21 protein-coding genes and 1 tRNA gene are annotated in these 19,075 nt (G+C 74.6%); 11 read left to right on the top strand and 11 right to left on the bottom strand.

What is annotated here, in order from left to right; translation table 11 throughout:
• Positions 1 to 57: 57 nt before the first annotated feature.
• Positions 58 to 696 (bottom strand): uracil phosphoribosyltransferase, encoded by a 639-nt coding sequence (gene upp, locus F8568_RS13310; RefSeq protein ID WP_151593857.1) that lies wholly within the window; start codon positions 694 to 696, stop codon positions 58 to 60.
• Positions 697 to 781: 85 nt separating this feature from the next.
• On the opposite strand from upp, the gene F8568_RS46740 reads away from it, so the two are divergent.
• Positions 782 to 1,153 (top strand): hypothetical protein, encoded by a 372-nt coding sequence (locus F8568_RS46740; protein WP_151593858.1) that lies wholly within the window; start codon positions 782 to 784, stop codon positions 1,151 to 1,153.
• Positions 1,154 to 1,351: 198 nt separating this feature from the next.
• The gene (locus tag F8568_RS13315; RefSeq protein ID WP_151593859.1) at positions 1,352 to 1,837 is read left to right on the top strand and encodes a tRNA adenosine deaminase-associated protein; all 486 of its coding nucleotides are present in this window, start codon (positions 1,352 to 1,354) and stop codon (positions 1,835 to 1,837) included.
• A gap of 185 nt (positions 1,838 to 2,022) precedes the next feature.
• Here the strand turns inward: F8568_RS13315 and F8568_RS13320 are convergent, their stop codons facing one another.
• A complete protein-coding gene (locus F8568_RS13320) occupies positions 2,023 to 3,321 on the bottom strand; it encodes an alkaline phosphatase family protein (RefSeq protein ID WP_151593860.1) in 1,299 nt (432 codons plus the stop codon).
• A 143-nt stretch (positions 3,322 to 3,464) separates the two neighbouring features.
• Between F8568_RS13320 and F8568_RS13325 the strand changes: the two genes are divergently transcribed.
• The 3 genes from F8568_RS13325 to F8568_RS13335 all read left to right on the top strand — a co-directional run bounded on the left by F8568_RS13325 (position 3,465) and on the right by F8568_RS13335 (position 4,481).
• Entirely contained in the window at positions 3,465 to 3,920 is a 456-nt protein-coding gene (locus F8568_RS13325; RefSeq protein ID WP_328600856.1) for a tRNA adenosine deaminase-associated protein, read from the top strand.
• Positions 3,921 to 3,945: 25 nt separating this feature from the next.
• Positions 3,946 to 4,383 carry a tRNA adenosine(34) deaminase TadA gene (gene tadA, locus F8568_RS13330; protein ID WP_151594035.1) on the top strand — a complete coding sequence of 146 codons (438 nt, stop codon included), beginning with the start codon at positions 3,946 to 3,948 and terminating at the stop codon, positions 4,381 to 4,383.
• A 10-nt stretch (positions 4,384 to 4,393) separates the two neighbouring features.
• Positions 4,394 to 4,481, top strand: a tRNA-Ser gene (locus F8568_RS13335).
• Between the two features lie 68 nt (positions 4,482 to 4,549).
• Here F8568_RS13335 and F8568_RS13340 read toward each other — a convergent pair.
• The 3 genes from F8568_RS13340 to F8568_RS13350 all read right to left on the bottom strand — a co-directional run bounded on the left by F8568_RS13340 (position 4,550) and on the right by F8568_RS13350 (position 7,762).
• Positions 4,550 to 6,103, bottom strand: a complete 1,554-nt coding sequence (locus F8568_RS13340; protein ID WP_160573607.1) for a serine/threonine-protein kinase — start codon at positions 6,101 to 6,103, stop codon at positions 4,550 to 4,552.
• Positions 6,104 to 6,191: 88 nt separating this feature from the next.
• The gene (locus F8568_RS13345) at positions 6,192 to 7,073 is read right to left on the bottom strand and encodes a DMT family transporter (RefSeq protein WP_151593862.1); all 882 of its coding nucleotides are present in this window, start codon (positions 7,071 to 7,073) and stop codon (positions 6,192 to 6,194) included.
• Positions 7,073 to 7,762 (bottom strand): B3/B4 domain-containing protein, encoded by a 690-nt coding sequence (locus F8568_RS13350; RefSeq protein WP_236008715.1) that lies wholly within the window; start codon positions 7,760 to 7,762, stop codon positions 7,073 to 7,075. Before F8568_RS13350 ends, F8568_RS13345 begins: the two co-directional genes overlap by 1 nt.
• A gap of 211 nt (positions 7,763 to 7,973) precedes the next feature.
• Here F8568_RS13350 and F8568_RS13355 point away from each other — a divergent pair, with 211 nt between their 5' ends.
• A complete protein-coding gene (locus F8568_RS13355) occupies positions 7,974 to 8,426 on the top strand; it encodes an iron chaperone (RefSeq protein WP_151593863.1) in 453 nt (150 codons plus the stop codon).
• 17 nt (positions 8,427 to 8,443) lie between these two features.
• On the opposite strand, the gene F8568_RS13360 is transcribed toward F8568_RS13355, so the two are convergent.
• Entirely contained in the window at positions 8,444 to 11,236 is a 2,793-nt protein-coding gene (locus tag F8568_RS13360; RefSeq protein ID WP_151593864.1) for an ATP-binding protein, read from the bottom strand.
• A gap of 128 nt (positions 11,237 to 11,364) precedes the next feature.
• On the opposite strand from F8568_RS13360, the gene F8568_RS13365 reads away from it, so the two are divergent.
• Entirely contained in the window at positions 11,365 to 11,868 is a 504-nt protein-coding gene (locus F8568_RS13365) for a pyridoxamine 5'-phosphate oxidase family protein (RefSeq protein ID WP_151593865.1), read from the top strand.
• A 117-nt stretch (positions 11,869 to 11,985) separates the two neighbouring features.
• Entirely contained in the window at positions 11,986 to 12,582 is a 597-nt protein-coding gene (locus F8568_RS13370) for a helix-turn-helix domain-containing protein (RefSeq protein ID WP_202124906.1), read from the top strand.
• A gap of 11 nt (positions 12,583 to 12,593) precedes the next feature.
• On the opposite strand, the gene dnaN is transcribed toward F8568_RS13370, so the two are convergent.
• The 3 genes from dnaN to F8568_RS13385 form a co-directional block, all read right to left on the bottom strand.
• The gene (gene dnaN / locus F8568_RS13375; RefSeq protein WP_151594039.1) at positions 12,594 to 13,745 is read right to left on the bottom strand and encodes a DNA polymerase III subunit beta; all 1,152 of its coding nucleotides are present in this window, start codon (positions 13,743 to 13,745) and stop codon (positions 12,594 to 12,596) included.
• Positions 13,746 to 13,835: 90 nt separating this feature from the next.
• Positions 13,836 to 14,345 (bottom strand): methylated-DNA--[protein]-cysteine S-methyltransferase, encoded by a 510-nt coding sequence (locus tag F8568_RS13380; RefSeq protein ID WP_151593866.1) that lies wholly within the window; start codon positions 14,343 to 14,345, stop codon positions 13,836 to 13,838.
• Between the two features lie 15 nt (positions 14,346 to 14,360).
• Positions 14,361 to 15,833: a DNA-3-methyladenine glycosylase 2 family protein gene (locus F8568_RS13385; RefSeq protein WP_151593867.1), complete on the bottom strand. Its 1,473-nt coding sequence runs from the start codon at positions 15,831 to 15,833 to the stop codon at positions 14,361 to 14,363.
• A 166-nt stretch (positions 15,834 to 15,999) separates the two neighbouring features.
• Here F8568_RS13385 and F8568_RS13390 point away from each other — a divergent pair, with 166 nt between their 5' ends.
• Positions 16,000 to 16,362, top strand: coding sequence for a nuclear transport factor 2 family protein (locus F8568_RS13390; protein ID WP_151593868.1), 363 nt, complete (start codon positions 16,000 to 16,002; stop codon positions 16,360 to 16,362).
• Positions 16,363 to 16,549: 187 nt separating this feature from the next.
• On the top strand, positions 16,550 to 17,689 hold the full coding sequence (locus F8568_RS13395) for a methyltransferase (RefSeq protein WP_151593869.1): 1,140 nt from the start codon (positions 16,550 to 16,552) through the stop codon (positions 17,687 to 17,689).
• A gap of 15 nt (positions 17,690 to 17,704) precedes the next feature.
• On the opposite strand, the gene F8568_RS13400 is transcribed toward F8568_RS13395, so the two are convergent.
• A complete protein-coding gene (locus F8568_RS13400; RefSeq protein ID WP_160573608.1) occupies positions 17,705 to 18,232 on the bottom strand; it encodes an MmyB family transcriptional regulator in 528 nt (175 codons plus the stop codon).
• On the opposite strand from F8568_RS13400, the gene F8568_RS13405 reads away from it, so the two are divergent.
• A complete protein-coding gene (locus F8568_RS13405; protein ID WP_151593871.1) occupies positions 18,125 to 18,916 on the top strand; it encodes an SDR family NAD(P)-dependent oxidoreductase in 792 nt (263 codons plus the stop codon). The genes F8568_RS13400 and F8568_RS13405 overlap by 108 nt on opposite strands.
• On the opposite strand, the gene F8568_RS49525 is transcribed toward F8568_RS13405, so the two are convergent.
• Positions 18,917 to 19,042, bottom strand: coding sequence for a hypothetical protein (locus tag F8568_RS49525; RefSeq protein WP_268896243.1), 126 nt, complete (start codon positions 19,040 to 19,042; stop codon positions 18,917 to 18,919). It lies immediately after the preceding gene.
• Positions 19,043 to 19,075: the final 33 nt, after the last annotated feature.

Below are 19,075 nucleotides of genomic sequence, written 5' to 3' on the forward strand. Positions count from 1 at the left end.
CCACCGGGAACGAACATCCGGAACACGGCACGCGTCCGGATCCTTCCGGCAAGAACGTCAGACGACGCCGTAGAGGCGGTCGCCGGCGTCGCCGAGGCCCGGCATGATGAAGCCCTGCTCGTTCAGGTGCGAGTCGATCGCGGCGGTGACGACCCGGATCGGCGCGGCCGTCCCGGCGAACGCCTCCTCCAGGTGCTTCAGGCCCTCCGGGGCGGCGAGCAGGCAGATCGCGGTGACGTCGTCGGCGCCGCGGTCGAACAGCAGCTCGATCGCGGCGGCGAGGGTGCCGCCGGTGGCGAGCATCGGGTCCAGCACGTAGCACTGCCGGCCGGACAGGTCGTCGGGGAGCCGGGTCGCGTACGTCTGGGCCTGCAGGGTGCCCTCGTCCCGGACCATGCCGAGGAAGCCGACCTCGGCGGTCGGCAGCAGCCGGGTCATCCCGTCCAGCATCCCGAGCCCGGCGCGCAGGATCGGCACCACGAGCGGCTTCGGGTTGGCCAGCTGGACGCCGTCGGTCTCCACGAGCGGGGTGGGCACGGTGACCGGGGCGACCCGGACGTCACGGGTGGCCTCGTAGGCCAGCAGGGTGACGAGCTCGTCCGCCAGGCGGCGGAACGTGGGGGAGTCCGTGCGGGCGTCCCGCAGCGTGGTGAGCTTGTGCGCGACGAGCGGATGGTCGACGGCGAGGGTCTGCATGCGCACACGGTAGCCCACCGCCCGCCCGCCGCGGCCGGGCCGGCAATCTTGGATAGACCCCACTGAGCTGGGGCAGTATGGCTTTATGAGCAGCGACAGCGATCGGCGGCCGGAGCGGGCGGACGAGCCCGCGCCGGACCCGCCGGTGCCGGGGTCCGGCCCCGCGGAGAGCGCGCCGCCGGCTCCCGACTCCCTGGTCCCCCCGCCCGAACCGGTGCCCTTCCCCGTCGACGCCTCCGACGCGGACGAGGCGGTGAGCGATGTCACAGCGGCGGGCGAACCGGCCGGCGCCGGCGACGTCTCGCCCGAGCAGGTGCGGGAGCGGCTCCGCCGCCGCGCGATCTTCCTGCGGGAGCTCGCGGAGGCGCGGGAACTGCGCCGCCGGGTGACGCCGCACAGGTCACGGCGTGCGCGGATCCACGCGGCGCTGCGGCGCCGCACGTTCCGCATCAACTGACCGGACGGGCGCCGCCGGGTACCGCCCCCTTCGCGGCGCGCCGGAGGGGATCGAGTAGGTTCGTCCCTTGGGTACCGGAAAGCGGAACTGACTCCCCGCTTCACCCGGCGGTGCGGCGCCGAGTTTGGCGGTGGGGCACGCGAGCGCGCGCCGCATCTGCGACCATGCCCAGGCAGGAACGGCGCCGGTGGGGTGGAAATGACGGATGTGGACGCGACGGACTTCGCCGTCGTGGTGTACCGCGAGGACGACCGCTGGGAGGCCGAGATCCTTCCGGTGGCGCTGACCGAGGATCTCGCCGGGCTGATCCATGCCCTGCGGCAGCAGCCGAGCCTGGGCGGGACGGTCGGGCTCGTGTCGGTGGGCGACGACTTCTTCGTGGCGATCCGGCTGCTCGGCGACGAGGTGATGGTCTTCCTGTCGGACGTCACCGCGTCGGTGGACTGGCCCCTCGCCGGCCAGGTCCTGGAGTACCTGGACATCCCGATCCCGGAGGACGAGGAGCTCGACCAGGTGCTGCCGGTCGGCGACATGTCGATCTTCGCGGACCTCGGGCTGGACGAGATGGAGCTCGGCGCGATCTCCGGCGACCTGGAGCTCTACCCGGACGAGATGCTGCTCAGCATCGCCGGACGCGTCGGCTTCGCCCCCGCCTTCGAACGCGCCCTCGACGCTGTGTCCTAAGGCATCGCCCTCGGCGGTCGGGCGTTGAACGCCCTCCCTTCAACGGGCAATGCGTGCGATCGCTGCATCGCTCCGACTCGCCTAGCGGCTCGCTGCGCGATCGGATTCTCGCTTCGCTCGAATCCGGCTTCGCTCGCGATCGCGACGGTTCAGGTCGTCGCGTGGCTGGGCAGGCGGGCTGGGGCTTACTTGAAGCCGTGGGTCAGGGCGTAGGCGTTCAGCTGGGCCCAGTCGTCGCCGGTGTGGGTGTGCTGCGGGTCGAGGCAGCCCAGGGTGAGGGGGCGCGGGACGTCGTAGTGCGGCGCCGTCAGGTTCGGGGCGCTCTCGAAGTCGAGGACCTCGGCGATGTTGCGGGCCGCCGCGTCCCGCACCGACAGCGGTTCGAGGCCCCAGCGCCACTCGATCGCCTTGAGGACGGACGTGTGGTCGTACACCTCGTGGGCGATGGCGCCGCGCCGGGCGCGCGGGGAGATCAGCAGGCAGGGGACGCGGAAGCCGCGCAGGCCGGTGCCGAGGTCGGGGCGCGGGTCGGGGCCGGCGGGCGGCGGGACGTGGTCGAAGAACCCGCCCCACTCGTCGTAGTTGATCACCAGCAGGGTGCGGGCCCAGTTCGGCGAGTCGATGATCGCCGTGTAGACCTTGTTGAGGAAGCTCTGGCCGAAGCGGATGTCGGCGAGCGGGTGCTCGTCCTCGGACAGGCCGGGCAGCGCCTCGCCGACGAACCCGGGCTCGACGAAGCTGACGGCGGGCAGGTTCCCCTTCCTGGCGTCGTCGTAGAAGTAGGTGATGTGCCGGCTGATGTCGAGGTGCTTGAGGCCCCACAGCGCGGTGAACGGCACGTCGCTGAAGTAGTAGTGCGCGGGGATCTTCTTCTCCTTCAGCCGGTCCCAGACCGTGGTGAGCTCGGAGAAGGTGAAGGTGTTGGAGATCCGGTCGGTCTGCCCGGCGTGCTGGAAGATCCGGTTCGGGAACGTGGACGACATGACGGCGGCGAAGTAGCGGTCGCAGAGCGTCCAGTCGAGGGCGGCATGGCCGTGGAAGCCGAGGTCGGGGCCCTTGAAGTAGCCGATGGAGAAGACGTCGTTGTCGCCGGCGCGCAGCCATCCGTCGCAGGCGCCGCCGTTGTACTCGGTGCGTCCGCCCTCGTAGGAGTGGTCGGGGTCGTTGAAGCCGCACCCGTAGGGGACCTTGAGGTGGTGGGTGTCGTGTGCGTCGCCCTGCGCGTCGGTGAAGGTGAGGCCGGCCTGCACGCCGTCGGCGCCGGGGACCCAGCCCATGTAGTGGTCGAACGACCGGTTCTCCATCATGACGACGACGATGTGGTCGATGCCGGAGTCGCCGGGGCCCGGGAGCGCGGAGACGGGCGCCCGGACGGTCGCGGCGGCGTCGGCCGCCGTCCCGCCCGTCCCGCCGGCCGCGATGAGCGCGGCGGCACCGGCCGTTCCCGCGAGGAACCCGCGCCGCGTCAGTTCGTCCTTGCCCATGGTTCTCCTCCCGCCCGCCTGGCGGTGAGCAGTATCACGATCATTGGGGCACCGGGGGAAGAACCGCAGTGGTCCACTATGGGACAAAACCCGAAATATCCTCATGACCGAAAGCGCGCAGAGGGTGTGACCGGAGCAACCCCGTGGGTCAGAATGAGCAGGTGCCGTACTTCGCCGCCGTGTTCGCGCAGAGCCCGCAGGGCTGGGTCGGGGCCGAGGCCGTGCTCGCCGAGGCCGAGCACGTCGACGACGTCGCCGACCTGATGCGGGAGGCCGCCGTCGAGTCCTACGGCGACCCGGTCGTCCTGCTGGTCGAGCAGGACGACGACTGGTTCGCGGTCGTCCGGCTGGACGGCGACGACGAGCCCCGCGCGTACGTGTCGACCGTCCGCGAGGACGGGCTCGCCGCGCTGTTCCACCAGCTCGTCGGGGAGGTCCCGGACGGCGACTCCGGCGGCGACCCGGCGCTGCTGGAGGACCTCGGGGTCGACCCGGAGCAGCTCAGCGACCTCGGCGAGCGCGCCCTGCCCGGGGACGCGCTGCTCGCCGTCGCCGAGCGCGCCGGGTTCGGCGAGGAGTTCGACCGTCTCCGTGACTGAACCGGACGAGGAGTTCGGCGCGGCGATGCGCCGAGCGCTGGACGAGGCGCGCGCCGCCGCCGCGGACGGCGAGATCCCGGTCGGCGCCGTGGTTCTGGACGGCTCCGGTGCCGTGATCGGGACCGGCCGCAACGACCGGGAGCGCAGCGCCGACCCGACCGGGCACGCGGAGATCATCGCGATGCGGGCCGCGGCGAAGGCGCGCGGCGAGTGGCGGCTGTCCGGCTGCACGCTCGTGGTGACGCTGGAGCCGTGCACGATGTGCGCGGGCGCGTCCGTCCAGGCGCGGGTCGACCGGGTCGTGTACGGGGCGGTGGACCCGAAGGCGGGCGCGGTCGGGTCGCTGTGGGACGTCGTCCGGGACCGCCGCCTCAACCACCGGCCCGAGGTGCTCGCGGGCGTGCTCGCGGCCGAGTGCGGCGCGCTGCTCTCCGAGTTCTTCGTACACCGCAGAGTCCGGTAGGCTTCCCCGCGGTGGTGTCGCCTAGTGGACGAGGGCGCACGCCTCGAAAGCGTGTGAAGGGCAACCTTCCGTGGGTTCGAATCCCACCACCACCGCCATCGGCCATGACATGGCACAGCGCCGGGGGCCCCGCCCCCGGCGCTTTCTCGTCCGCCGCTCGCCTCGATCAGCGCGCGGGCTGCCGGCGAAGCACCGCCGCGAGTCGGCGGGCGTAAGCGGCTTCGCTCTTCGCGCCGGTCTGCGCGTTCTCGCTGTCGTCGATGCTGATGTCGGCCGTGAGGTTGTCGACGCGGAACATCAACTGCGGCGTGGCGAAGGGGTCCGAGGGATCGATGAAGTGGCCCTCGTCCCCTATGTCGGAGACGGAGTCGCCGCCTCCCGCGCTCATCATGGCCGCGTGCGCGTTGTCGGTCCCCGACTCCCGGCCCTTCTTGCCGTACCGCTTCAGCTCGACGGTGATGCTCCCCCGGTCGGCGAAGTTCTTCGGCAGGACCGAAAAGGTGCACTGCACCGAGTCCTTGGTGCCCGGCAAGCTCTTCGTCGGGGAGACCTCCGCGCCCTCGATGCTGGGCGTGGGGAGGCGGTCGCACGCGGGAGGCGCGGAGAATCTTCCGTCGTCCACCCCGCGCCCCGTGGGGTTCTCCAGCAGGAACCAGCCGCCCGCGACCACGGCGATGATCCCGGCCGTCGCCAGGAGCCAGGCCCTCAGGGAGATGGACGAGTCCTGTTCCACGGCGACCGTCGGCGGCGCCGGCTTCTCCGGGGCCTCCGTGACCGGCCGCGTCGCGAGGTCCGGGGGCGGGGGCGCGGGCGGGGGCAGGACCGCCCCGGGGACCGGGGCCTGTCCCGGAACCGGCGGCCTCGCCTCCGGCGGGGGCGCGGCGACGGCACGGAGCCGCTCGGCAACGGCATGGAGCCGCTCGGCGACGGCGCGGGCGTCCGGCGGCCGGTCCCGCGGATCCTTGGCCAGCAGCGCGTGCACGAGCTCGTCGAGGTCCGCGGGGATGTCGGGGCGCACCTCGCGCGGCCTCGGCGGATCGCTGAGGACGATCTCCCGGATCAGCGCGCGCAGGCTGTCCCCGTTGAACGGGGTCCGGCCGGTGAGCAGCGCGAACAGCACGCCGCCCAGCGCGTACAGGTCCGTCCGCGGCGTCGGCTCGTGCGCCTTCTCGAACTGCTCGGGCGCCATGTACGCGGGCGTCCCGAGGATCGCGCTGCCGGTCAGCTCCGTGACCTGGTCGGCGTACCGGGCGATGCCGAAGTCCATGACGGTCACCCGGTCGCCGGGGCGGGCCATCACGTTGGCGGGCTTGACGTCGCGGTGCACCACGCCCCGCTGGTGAGCGGCGTGCAGCGCGTCGGCGATCCCCTCCGTCAGCCGCACCGCCCTGTCGACCGGCAGGCCCTGCGGGTGCCGCTTCAGCACCGCGGACAGGTCCTCCCCGTCGAGGAGCTCCATCACCAGGAACAGCAGGTGCTCGTCCTCGCCGGCGTCATGGACGACGACGATCCCCGGATGGCGGAGCCGGGCCATGATCTCCGCCTCCCGGCGGAACCGGCTGACCAGCCGCGCGTCCGCGCCCGCCGGCTCCGCGAGGATCTTCACCGCGACCGGCCGGCCGAGCCGCTCGTCGAGGCCGCGCCAGACCTCGCCCATCCCGCCGCGTCCCAGCAGGGCGTCGAGCCGGTACCTGTCCGCCAGTCTCAGCCCGGTACGCACTGCCCCTCCCCCGGTCGTCCGCGCGCGTCCGATCATGGATACACCGCCGGACGCCCCCTTTGCCAGAGATCGACCGGATCACCGCGCGTCAGCCGAGGGTGACGAGGGCGACGCCCGCCACGGCCATCGCCATGCCGACGCGCTGGACGGCGCGGAGGCGTTCGCTGTAGGCGATCCGGGCCAGCAGCACCGTGATGGCCGGGTACAGCGAGGTCAGCACGGTGACGAGGCTGAGCAGGCCGTCCTGAACGGCCAGGTAGTACAGGGCGTTGGCGCCGGAGTCGAGGATGCCGGACAGCAGCGCGAGGCCGATCAGCGTCCGGCCGCTCACCCACGGGCCCCGGTCTCCGCCGCGCGTCCGCAGGGCGATGAGCAGCGCCGTGGACACCACGGTCAGCGTGCCGACCCGGGCCGAGGCGATCGGCCAGAGCCCGGCGCCGTCCCCGGCCGCCTTCAGCAGGATGAAGAAGATCCCGAAGCAGGACCCGGACACGAGCGCCATCAGCGGGCCGCTGTCCAGCGCCCAGCGGAGGAGGGAGGTCCCGCCGGACGGCTCGGCCGCCTCGCCCTTCTCCATGCTGACCAGGCCGATCGCCGCCAGGCACAGCAGGACGCCGAGCAGGGCGGTCTCGTCCAGCCGCTCGCCGCGCAGCACGCCGACGCCGACCGGCAGCACGGCGGAGGCCAGCGCGGACACCGGCGCGACGACGTTCATCGGGCCGCGGGCGAGCGCGCGGTAGAAGGTGATGAGGCCGATGCCGCCGCTGAGGCCGCCGAGGAAGCCCCAGGCGGCCGGGCCGGGCGCGGGGGCGCCTCCGGCGAGGAGCGCGGCCACGGCGACGACGAGCAGCCCCATCGGTGCGGACAGCGCCAGGGTCTTCAGCGCGGTGGACCGGCGCGAGACCGCGCCGCCGAGGAAGTCGGCGACGCCGAACGCGACGGCGGTGACGAGCGCGAGCGCGGTGACCATCAGGCCCCGCCGATGAGCCGGGTCTCGATCCGGACGTCCGGGGACACCGCGCGCAGCCGGGCGGCGAGGTCGTCGCCGGCGGCGTGCAGCCGCTCCAGGGGGTGGGGGGCGAGGCGCTCCAGCAGGAACAGGCCGTTCTTGGTGTCCTCGGTGACCCGGGTCCGGACGCACTGCCGCCAGTTCCAGCGCCGGCAGGTGACGCCCGCGTCGTCGCGCCAGACGACCTCGCCGGCGTCCGGGTGCTCCACGGCGGGCTCGCCGGCGGCGATGACGTCGAACGGCTCGCCGCCGGTGGCCCTGACGAGCCGGGCGGGGCCCTGGTAGGCGTCGAGGTCCTCGCCACCGATCGGCAGGGCGTGCGCGACGCTGACGGCGTTGTAGGCGTCGACGACCTTGTTGATGGCGGGGAGCGCGCCGGCGCGGCGCAGCAGGGCGTCCACGGACGGGCGGGTGCGCTTCGGCTTCGCGCCGAACGCCCGGTACGCCTCGTGCCACGCCTCGACGTGCGGGTCGGCGGGGTCGGCGCGCTCGCCGGCCTCGCGCAGCCAGGCCTCGGACGCCGCGTCGCTCGGCCCGTTGCGCAGCCCTTCGGCGGTCATGACGAGCACGGCGAAGTCGGGACGGAGCTCCCGCACGGCCTCGTCGACGGTGATCCGCTCCAGCATCCCGTTGCTCCCCTCGGCGGTCATTACAGTGAACTTGAAAGTTCAGCTTACCGACCGCCGGGACATCGGGCACAGCCGGTTGTCTCCAACACGCACGTCCCGGCCCCTACTCCGTGGTGAACGTTCAGTGGTGACCACGGAGGCGCCCCGTACTCCCGCCGGGGAAGGCTGTGACCACGGCGATCGGCCGGGGCGCGAGGCACCGGCGATCGGAGCCACCACCCAAGGAGCGATCATGGCGGGGACCAAGGACAGCGGTTACGAGGGTTTCACGGCCGAGGAGCGGGCCGCGATGAAGGAGCACGCCAAGGAGCAGAAGAAGGCGGCGCGGCGCGCGTCGGCGGCGGAGAAGGCCGCGGAGGCGGAGCGGGACGTGCTCGACAAGATCGCCGCCATGCCGGAGTCGGACCGGGTGATGGCCGAGCGGGTCCACGCCGTCGTCACGGCCGCCGCTCCCGAGCTGGCGCCGAAGACCTGGTACGGGATGCCCGCCTACGCGCTGGACGGCAAGGTCGTCTGCTTCTTCCAGAGCGCGGAGAAGTTCAAGGCGCGCTACGCGACGCTCGGGTTCAGCGACCTGGCGAAGCTGGACGACGGCCCGATGTGGGCGACCGGTTTCGCGCTGACCGAGGTGACCGACGAGGTCGAGGCCCGCATCGCCGACCTGGTGAAGCGCGCCGTCGGCTGAACACCGGCCCCGGGCGGTCAGCGGGTGGTCATGGGGGCGAGGCCGAGGCCGGCGAGCGCGGCCTGCCCGGCGGCGGCGTGCTCCCCGCCGGCGAGCACCAGCGTGCGGGCCGCCTGGTACCGGCAGCCCGCCGCCTCGAACGCCGCCGCCGCGGCGAGCTGCCGCGGGACGTCGCCGTCGAGCAGCGCCTCCGCCCGGTCCACCTGGGCGGACGCGACCGGGTTGCCGGCGACCACGGCCCTGGCGGCGGCGATCCGGTCCCGCGCGCCGCGGTGCCCGGCGAGCACCGCCGTCTCCGCCCGCAGCGCCGCGTACCAGTGCAGCCACACCCAGCAGACCCACTTCCACACCTCGTCCGGCGCCGGGGCGACGCGTTCCAGCGCCGCCGCGGTGTCGCCGTGGTGCAGCGCGACCATGGCGTCGAAGACGGCGCCGTAGCCGAGCCGGTGGTCGGCCTCGGGCCCGGCCTCGTCGACGATCGCGAGCCACGCCTTGCGGGCGTCGCCGTCGCCGCGCAGGCCGTGGATCATCGCGACGGACGCGGCGGCTGGGCCGAGCGAGCGGGTCCGCAGCCGCCCGCTCTGCTCCCACGCGTCGCGGAACCGCAGGCCGCCGGCCAGGACCGCGGCGGCGTCGCCGGCGAACGCGTCCGCGACCAGCAGCCAGGACGTGGCGTGGTGGCCCGCCTCGGCGAGCAGCGGATGCCCGGCGAGCCGCGCACCGTAGCGGCGCGCGTCCGGCAGTCCGCCGACGCCGACGGCGGTGCCGGCGGCCATGGCGAGGGCGTCCATCAGCTCGTGGGTCTCGGCCGGGCCCGACGGCTCGGACGGCAGCAGCCCGATCCGTCGCCGTGCCGCCGCGGCGGCCCCGAACGAGTCGCCCGCCCAGCTCAGGGCGCCGGAGAGCGCGTCGAGGGCGGCGGACTCCGCCACCGGGTCGCCCGCGCGCCGGGCCGCCCCGACCGCCCGTTCGGCCTCCGCGACCGTCTCCAGCGCGGGATTGTCCGGATCGCCCTGGACGGAGCCGAACGCGTCCGCGAGCACCGCCGCCTCGGCCAGCGCCACGGCCGCCCCTGCGCCCGGATCGTCGCCGGACAGCGCGCGCGCCTGCGCGAGCATGGCGGCCACCTCGTCGACGGGCGGCGCCTGCTCGAACGAGCTGGAGAAGCGGTACGCGACGGTCGCGGCGGTCGCGAGGTCGCGGCCGGCGCCGGTGTCGTCCCCGGCCCGGCGCGCGGCGTCCGCGGCGGCGCGGTACAGCCGGAACATGTCGCCGTCGGCGCTGCGGCACCCGGCGACGGCCGCGGCCTGCCGCAGCGCGGCGGCGGCCTCGGCGTCGTCCGCGAGTCCGGCGGCCTGCTCGAACCGCTGCTGCGCCTCGCCGAGCAGCGTGCGCGCGAACGCCAGCTCGGCGGTCGCGCGGGCGAGCCGGCAGGCGTCCGCCCGGTGCTCCGGCCGGTCGGCGGCCCAGGTGAGGGCGGCGCGCAGGTCCTCGGCGACGGCGTCGAACCGGACGCGCCAGTCCGCGCCGCGGCCGCCGGACAGCGCGTCGGCGGCGTCCAGGCACCACGCCAGATGGCGCGACCGGACGTCCGCCGCCTCCCCGGCGCCGGCCAGCCGCTCCGCGCCGTACTGGCGGATCGTCTCCAGCGCGTGGTAGCGGGTGCCGGTCTCCGACGGCGCCGCCGACAGCAGGCTCTGCTCGGCGAGCCGGCCGAGCCCGTCGACGACCGCCGCCGGCTCCAGCGGCCCGAACCCGGCGACGTCCGCCGCGGCCTCCGCGGTGAACGGCGCGACGAACACCGACACCCGGCGCAGCAGCGCCCGGTCCGCCGGGTCCAGCAGGTCGTGGCTCCAGTCCAGCACCGCCCGCACCGACCGGTGCCGGTCGTCCGCGCGGGACCCGCCGGTGAGGATCCGCAGCTGGTCGGAGAGCCCGGCGGTGAGGCCGTCCAGGCCGAGCGTCGCCCACCGCGCCGCGGCCAGCTCGATCGCCAGCGCCATGCCGCCGAGCCGCTCGCAGACCGCCAGGACCCCCTCGCTCACCGCGGGTCCGGGCGGCCACCCGGCGGCCGACGCCCGGTCCATGAACAGCGCCACCGCGTCCGACGCGTCGCCGCCCTCCCGCGACAGCGGCGGGACCGGCACCACCCGCTCGAACGGCACCATCAGCCGGGCCCGGCTCGTCACGAGCACCCGCAGCCGGGGGCACGCGGCGAGCAGCCGCTCCACGAACGGCGCGACCCCGTCGCGGACGTGCTCGCAGTTGTCCAGCACCAGCAGCGCCCGGCGGTCCGCCAGCGTGGCCGGCACCGCGTCGTCGATGCCGCGGCCCGGCTGCTCGCCGACGCCCACGGCCGCCGCGACCGCCGCGCCCACCCGGCCCGGCTCGGTGACCGGGACGAGGTCAGCGAACCACACGCCGTCGGGGAAGTCGCCCGCCACGTCCGCCGCGACCGCCAGCGCCAGCCGGGTCTTGCCGACCCCGCCCGGGCCGGCGACGGTCACCAGCCGGTGCGCCCGCACCGCGCCGGCCAGCTCGCCGCGCTCCCGGACCCGGCCGATGAACGCGGTCAGCGGCGCCGGCAGCGCGGGCGCCGCGTGCGACTCCTCGGCGCGGGCGACCTCGGCGGCGTGCCGGGCGAGCGCCCGCCGGTCCGGCAGCTGGAGCTTGCGCAGCAGCGACGACACGTGCGACTCGACGGTGCGCACGGAGATCACCAGCCTTGCGGCGATCTCCGCGTTGCTGAGGTGATCGCCGAGCAGCGCGAGGACCTCGGCCTCGCGGGCCGACACCGCTGGACTGGACACCGGTTCATTATCCGTGGTCGTTTCCGTGACCGGCACGGAGGCGGCCCGCGCCCCGGCGGAGCGAGGCTGTGGACCACGGCGGCCCGCCCCACCGGGCCGGCCCTTGATCCACGGCCTTCGGAGCGACCATGACCAGCCCTTCCGCGCAGGAGACCCCCGGCGAGGCCGGCACCGGCCCCTCGGCCGCGCCCGAGCCCCGCTCCCGGGACCGGCGCCGCCGCGACACCGAGAAGCGCCTCGGCCAGGACGTGGACCTCTGGGTCGCCACCGCCTCGCCCGACGGCGCCCCCTACCTGGTGCCGCTGTCGTTCGACTGGGACGGGGAGGCGCTGCTGGTGGCGACCCCGGCCGGCAGCCCGACCGGCCGGAACCTCGCCGCCGCCCGCACCGTCCGGCTCGGGCTCGGCCCCACCCGCGACGTCACGCTGATCGACGGGGACGTCGAGGTCATCGAGCCGGCCGCGCTGCCGGGCGCGCGGGCCGACCGGTTCGCCGAGCGCACCGGCTTCGACCCGCGCAGGTCGGGGACGTACCGCTGGTTCCGCATCACCCCGCGCCGGATCCAGGCGTGGCGCGAGGCGAACGAGCTGCCCGGCCGCGACCTGATGCGCGACGGCCGCTGGCTTCCCTGACGCCCCGCCGCTCTCCCGGACGGCGGCCCGCCGGGGCGCTCCGGCGCCGGTGATGGTGGGATCGTGGGGGACGTCGGATCACCGGCCGTGCGCGGCCGTGCGGGCGGGAGGCCGGGGTTGAGCGGGCAGGAGACCGGGCACGGGACCGGGCCGGGCGGGCAGCAGGCGATCGGCGAGGCCGTCGCCCGGACCGTCCGGGCGCTGCGGGCGGGGCACGGCTGGAGCCTGGACGAGCTGGCCGGCCGGTCCGGCGTCAGCAAGGGCGTGCTGGTCGGGCTGGAGCAGGGGCGCGGCAACCCGAACCTCGGCACGCTCATCCGCATCTCCGACGCGCTCGGCGTCCCGCTGACCCGGCTCGTGCAGGTGGAGGAGGAGCCGCCGGTGCGGGTGTTCCGCCCGGAGCGGCACGTCGTGCTGTGGGAGGGCGAGAACGGCGGGACGGGCACGCTGCTCGCCGGCAGCGACCCGCGGCCGTCGCTGGAGCTGTGGCGGTGGGAGCTGCGGCCCGGCGAGGTCCGCGAGAGCGACGCGCACGTCCCCGGCACCAAGGAGATCGTCTACGTGGAGGCGGGCACGCTGACGCTCGGCGTGGACGGGCGCACCGACCTCATCGAGGCGGGGACCGCCGCCGTGTTCGTCGGGGACCGCCCGCACTCCTACGGCAACGCCGCGGCCACCGACCTGCGCTTCGTCCTCGCCGTCCTCGACCTGTGAAGGCCCCGGGGTCAGGCCGTGAGGCGGACGGGCATGGCGAGGTAGCGGAAACCGGTGTCGGACGGGGCGTCCGGGCCCGGCTCCTCGCCCTCCTTCCGGTCGGGGATGCCGGTGAGCAGCGCGGCCTTGGTGGGGCCCGCGCATTCGAGGCGGGCGTACTCGGTGTCGATGCCGGCGAGGCCGTCCAGCAGGTACTGGGGCGCGAACGCGATGTCGATGTCGTCGCCGGACAGCTCGGCGGCGACGCTCTCGTTGGCGCGGGCGGAGTCGCCGGACGCGGCGCGGATGCGGACCTCGCCGGCGCCGAAGGCGAGCCGGATCGGGGTGCCGCGCTCGGTGACCAGCGCGGCCCGCTTGATCGCCTCGACGAACGGCGCGGTGCGGATCTCGGCGACCGACGACCAGTCGCCGGTGAGCCGGGACCGGTAGTTGATGTACTGCTCGTCGAGCAGCCGGCTGGTCATGCTGCGGCCGCCGCCGGACACGCCGATCAGGGTGTCGGCGGTGCCGGTGAGGTCGAGGGCGACCTCGGCGCCGGGCCGGATGGCCTTGGCGGTGTCGGCGAGGGTGCGGGCGGGCACGACGACGCCGGCGGTGAACCCGGGCTCGGCGGGCGACCAGGTCAGCTCGCGGGCGGCGATGCGGTACCGGTCGGTGCAGGCGAGCCACATGGTGTCGCCGTCGAGGTCGATGCGGACGCCGGTGAGCATGGGGAGGGTGTCGTCGCGTCCGGCGGCCGGGGTGACCTGGGCGACGGCGGCGGCGAACCGGTCGCCGGAGACGGTGCCGGCGCGGGCGGGCGGTTCGGGGAGCGTCGGGTAGTCCTCGACGGGCAGCGTGAGCAGGCCGAACTCGGCGGGGCCGCAGCGCAGCACGACCTCGGCGCCCTTGGTGGTGAACTCGACGGGCTGCGCGGGCAGGTTCCGGACGATCTCGGCGAGGAGCCGGCCGGGGACCAGGGCGCGGCCGGGCGCGGCGACGTCGGCGTCCACGCGCGCGCGGGTGGACGCCTCGTAGTCGAATCCGGCGAACGCGAGGCCGCCGCCGGCGGTGGCCTCGACGAGCATGCCGGCGAGGACGGGCAGCGCGGGCCGTGCGGGCAGCGTCCGCGCCGCCCACGCCACGGCCTCGGCGAGGGGTTGACGGTCGACTCGGAACTCCACCTTGGTCTGCCTTCCCACGTTTCCCGTGCTCTCCGTGCACGGTAACGCGCGCCTCTGACAGAACGGTGTTTCACCCCTGGAGCCGGTGGCTCAGAAGAGCGCCGCCTCGACGCTGCGGGTCCCGCGCTCGAAGTCGAGGAGGTAGCGCTTGCGGTCGAGGCCGCCGCCGTAGCCGGTGAGGCCGCCGGTGGAGCCGACGACGCGGTGGCACGGGACGATGACGCCGACCGGGTTCTTGCCGTTGGCGAGGCCGACGGCCCGCGACGCGCCGGGGCTGCCGAGTTCGACGGCGAGTTCCCCGTAGGTGGTGGTCTCCCCGTAGGGGATCTCCTGGAGCGCGGCCCAGACGCGCACTTGGAACGGGGTGCCGCGCAGGTTGAGCGGCAGGTCGAACTCGGTCAGGTTCCCGGCGAAGTAGGCGGCGAGCTGTTCGGCGGTGGCGGCGAAGGGCTCGGCGCGGGGGTCCCCGGGTGCGCCGAAGGTCTCCTCGGGTGGACGGTGCCGCTGGTCCACCATGTAGAGGCCGCATAGTGCGCCGTCTACGGCCACCAAGGTGAGCGGCCCGACGGGACTGTCCACGACGACGTGCGTCGGTTGCATGGGTGGGTCTCCTGGTCAGCTGGCGGGGAGAAGGTTGATGGGGTGGTCGCTCGTGGCCCACAGATACTGCACGGCGTAGGCGCGCCATGGGCGCCATTGTGCGGCGTGCCTGGTGAGAGCGGCCGGGGTGGTGGGGAGTCCCAGTCCCTTGGCGGCGGTCTTGATGCCGAGGTCGCCCGGTATGAACGCGTCGGGGTCCCCCAGCGCGCGCATGGCGATCGTCTCGACGGTCCAGGGGCCGAAGCCGGGGAGGGCGGACAGGCGCGTCCGGGCCTCGTCCCAGTCGCTTCCGACACCGAGGTCGATCTCGCCGCCGGCGAGCGCGTCCACGAGCGTGGTGAGCGTGGTGCGGCGCGTCTTGGGGAAGGCGAGTGCCTCGGGGTCCAGTTCCGCCAGGGCGGCGGGGGTGGGGAAGAGGTGGGTGAGGCCGCCTCCCGGGTCGGTGATGGGGTCGCCGTAGGCGGTGACGAGGCGCGCCGCGTGTGTGCGCGCGGCGGCCACGGAGACCTGCTGTCCGAGCACGGCACGCACCGCGAATTCCGGCGCGTCCATGGTGCGCGGGACACGTCGCCCTGGCGCTTTGTCGACAAGCGGCGCCATGACGGGGTCCGCCCTCAGCAGCTCGTCGACGGCCACGGGATCGGCGTCGAGATCGAGCATCCAGCGGCAGCGGCTTATCGCGATGGTCAGGTCGCGCAGGTCGCTGAGCGTCAGCGTGCAGGCGACGTGGTCGGGGCGCGGGCTCAGGGCGGCGATGCCGTGCCCGTGGGGGAGCCGCATCGTGCGGCGGAACGCGCCGTCCCGCCACTCCTCCACGCCCGGGACGGCGGTGGCGGTGAGGTGCCCGAACAGGTTGTCGGGGCACAGCGGCGCGCGGAACGGCAGCCGCAGCGACAGCGTCCCCGACCCGGCGGGCGGGTGCCCCTTGGCGACGCGGTCCCGCAGCTGCGTCGGGGTGAGCGCGAACACCTCCCGGACGGTGTCGTTGAACGTTCGGATGCTGGCGAATCCCGCCGCGAACGCGATATCGCCCATGGGCAGCGGCGTGGTCTCGATGAGCAGCCGCGCGGTCTGCGCCCGTTGCGCGCGCGCGAGCGCCAGCGGACCTGCGCCGAGTTCGGCGTTGAGCTGCCGTTCGATCTGGCGGGTGCTGTAGCCGAGACGTCCGGCGAGGCCGGGGACGCCCTCGCGGTCGACGACGCCGTCCGCGATGAGCCGCATCGCGCGGGCGACGACGTCCGCGCGGTGGTTCCATTCGGGGGAGCCGGGGCTGGTGTCGGGCCGGCAGCGCTTGCAGGCGCGGAACCCGGCCTGCTGCGCGGCGGCGGCGCTGGGGTAGAACCGCATGTTCTCGGGCTTCGGCGGCACGACCGGGCAGCTCGGGCGGCAGTAGATCCCGGTGGTCACGACCCCGGTGAAGAACCATCCGTCGAAGCGGGCGTCCCTCGACCGGACGGCCCGCACGCACCTTTCCACGTCCTCGTGCATGCCTCCAGCATCACCGATGGTCAGGCATGTTCACCGGCGGGAAAACGACATCATCCTGCCGGGCGGGCCGCGCATGACGTCCCAGGTAATCGATCTCCCACCGCCGGCCCGGCACCGTAGTGGCCACCGGGGCGGACGAACCCGGACGGACGATGGGAGAACCGAGATGAGCGACGTTCAGCAGCGGGTCGAGCAGTACCTGGCCGCCTGGAACGAGACCGACCCCGCCGCCCGGCGCGCCGCGATCGACGCGCTGTGGACCGAGAACCCCGTCTACGTCGACCCGCTCGGCGTCGCCGAGGGCCGCGAGGCGATCGACGCGTTCATCGCCGGCGCGCAGGGCCAGTTCCCCGGCCTGGTGTTCCGGGCGGCGGGCGCGGTCGACGCCCACCACAACGTCGCCCGGTTCGCCTGGGAGCTCGGCCCCGAGGGCGGCGAGGCCCTCGTGGTCGGCTTCGACGTCGCGACCTTCGACGACGACGGCCGCTTCGACCGCGTGACCGGCTTCCTCGACAAGGGCCCGGCCTGAAGGACGGAGACGGATCGAAGGACGGCGATGGGCCGGGCACCCCGCGCCCGGCCCGTCAGCGGCTCAGGAACAGCGCGGCGAGCTCCAGCAGGAAGGCCAGGCCCTCGGTCAGCACGTGCAACGGACCTGGTAGACGCATGGCAGCGATCGTCCCACCGGGCGCGGCGGCGCCGCTACCCTGCTCGGTGTGGACGAGCGGACCGTGATCGGCTGGCGCGAGGACGGCCGGGACCGCTCGGCGCGGTGGCGGTCGGAGAGCGGCGCCGCGCCGCCCCGCCGCGTGGTGGTCGCCGACGACGCGACGCGCGCCGACGAGGCGTACCGGCTGGCATGCGAGGGGACGGCGCTGCTGTGGCGCGGCGACTTCCAGAACGCGCGGCAACTGCTCGCGGCGATGGCGCGGCGCGCCGACCGGACGCCGCGCAGCCGCAGGCGGAAACCGGAACCGCCGCAGGTGCAGGCGTTCCACCTCTACCGGCAGGCGCGCGCGCAGCGCGCCCATACGCTCGGCATGCTGCTCATCCCGTTCGAGCCCGGTCACACGATCCCGTTGCGGCGTGCACCGGACGTGGCGCAGGCCTGCACGGAGGCGTACGGCCCTGACGACGAGCCTTACGTCACGTCCCTGCGGGAACTTCTCGGCATCATCGGCGCGCACGAGTGGCGCGAGAAAGGGGTTCCGATCCCCGCGCTGGGGGACGACCACATCCACCCGCACTACGGGGTGTTCTCGCCTGTGCGAGGCGAATACGTGGACCTGGTCGCGCAGGCGCCGCTGCCCGCGACGACCGTCGCGTTCGACATCGGTACGGGAACCGGTGTGCTCGCCGCGGTGCTGGCACGGCGCGGTGTGCGGCGTATCGTCGCGACCGACCAGGACCCGCGCGCGCTTGCGTGCGCCATAGAGAACGTCGAGCGGCTGGACGTGGCGAAGCACGTCGAACCCGTCGAGGCCGACCTGTTCCCGGACGGGCGCGCCCCGCTCATCGTGTGCAATCCGCCGTGGGTCCCGGGGAAGCCGGCCACACCGCTCGAACGCGCCGTGTACGACCCGGACGGCCGGATGCTGCGCGGCTTCCTCGCCGGCCTCGCGGATCATCTGGAACCGGGCGGCGAGGGCTGGCTGATCCTGTCCGACCTGGCCGAACACCTCGGCCTGCGCACCCGCGCCGACCTGATGGGCCTGGTCGACGCGGCCGGCCTGGCCGTCGCGGGGCGCCTCGACGCCCGTCCCGCGCACCCGCGCGCCGCGGATCCGGACGACCCGCTCCACGCCGCCCGGGCAGCCGAAACGACGACCCTCTGGCGCCTCACGTCCACCCGCTGATCTTGCCCGCCGCGCTCATCGCGTGTGGCTGCGGTGCGCGGTCTCGGGGCCGACGACACGCAGGAGTTCGAGGGCCTCGATGGCGCCGGTGCCGGGCGGCGGGGTGAACACGAAGACCCGCTGGTCCTCGGCCGGGGTGAGCAGGGCCTCGGTGTCGAACTCGATGGCGCCGACCTCGGGGTGCAGGACCTTCATGCGGCTGCTGCGGTGGACGGCGACCTCGTGCCGCTCCCACAGCCGGGTGAACTCCTCGCTCGCCCCGTGCAGCCGCTCGGCCACGTCGCGATGGCGGAGCGCCCCGGCGAGTTCGCCAAGGTCGTCCTGGACTTCGTCGACCGGCCGTGACCCGCCGCCCGGAGGCGCCCAGCCTGTTGACCCGGATACCAGGCTCTGTGCGCCCTGGTTACGGCCGGCGCCGCTGACCACGATGGGACCATGCGTCCCATCGACCAGCAGACCATCCTGATCACCGGCGCCACCGACGGCCTCGGCCGCGCCCTGGCCGGGCGGCTCGCCGCCGAGGGCGCGACCGTGCTGGTGCACGGCCGCGACGACCGGCGCGGCGAGGACACCCTGAAGGAGATCGGCGGCACGGCGTCCTGGTACCGGGCCGACCTGTCCTCGCTCGCCGAGACGCGCGCGCTCGCCGCGGCGGTCCGCGCCGACCATCCCCGGCTGGACGTCCTGGTCAACAACGCGGGCATCGGCAACACCGGGCCGCGCCGGTACGAGAGCGCCGACGGCCACGAGCTGACCTTCCAGGTCAACTACCTGTCCGGGTACCTGCTCACCCGCCTGCTGCTGCCGGCGCTGACCGCCTCGGCGCCGGCCCGGATCGTCAACGTCAGCAGCCTCGGCCAGGCCCCCATCGACTTCGACGACCCGATGATCACCCGCCGCTACAGCCCTGTGCAGGCCTACTGCCAGAGCAAGCTCGCGCAGATCATGTTCACCATCGACCTCGCGGACGAGCTCGCCGGCACGGGCGTCACCGCGAACGCCCTGCACCCGGCCACCAACATGCCGACGAAGATGGTCGACGCGCCGGTCAGCACGCTGGAGGAGGGCGTCCGCGCGACGCACCGGCTCGTCACCGACCCGGCGCTCGACGAGGTGTCCGGCCGGTTCTTCGACGGGCTCCACGAGGCCCGCGCGAACCGCCACGCCTACCGCTCGCGGGCCCGCGCCCGGCTCCGCGAGCTGTCCGAGCGGCTCACCTCGCCCTGATCAGGCGGCGGGCGGCCCCTGGATCGGGGTCGAGCGGACGCCGGCGATGCGCCGCCCGCCGGCCGTCCGCGCGGCCCGGAGGTCGGAGCGCCTGCCGGGCCTCGTGGCCTCGAAGACGGCGGCCATTCATTGGTCATGCCAACGAGTACACTGGCCCGC

Origin of the sequence: Actinomadura physcomitrii (assembly GCF_008923205.2) — a bacterium.
Taxonomy (GTDB): domain Bacteria; phylum Actinomycetota; class Actinomycetes; order Streptosporangiales; family Streptosporangiaceae; genus Spirillospora; species Spirillospora physcomitrii.